This is a genomic window from Monashia sp. HAY1-5C (assembly GCF_056755255.1).
On the sequence record NZ_JBPGXG010000294.1, the window covers coordinates 1 to 372 of the forward strand.

Annotated in this window: 1 protein-coding gene; it reads left to right on the forward strand. The window is 43.5% G+C overall.

The genetic code is table 11. The features are described 5' to 3' along the window. The coding region (locus ACR9ZK_RS21725) for a hypothetical protein (protein WP_481344035.1) at window positions 1–372 on the forward strand (372 nt) is incomplete at both ends.

Consider the following 372-nt stretch of genomic DNA (forward strand, 5'->3'; position numbering starts at 1 on the left):
CAATAATTCTCTTCCAAAAGATGCGGTACAAAAAGTTGAGGTTCTGGAGAACCATCAGCCTGTAAAAATCCTTCAGGACAAAGTGCCTTCAGATCAGGCTGCCATCAACATCAAGCTGAAAAACTCTGTTACCATGACCGGTAGAGGCGAAGTTGGAGTGGGAGGAAGTCCTCTGCTGTGGAATGTTAAATTAACGCCAATGTTTTTCGGCCAGAAAAGTCAGTGGGTAGTTAACTACAAAACCAATAATACCGGCGAGCAGGTAGAAAATGAAGGAAATATTCTGACATTCGGAAACAGATTTGAGGGAAGAAGAATCAACGCCTCCCAAAACGACTGGCTGAATGTAGAAAACGCAAGCACACCCAATCT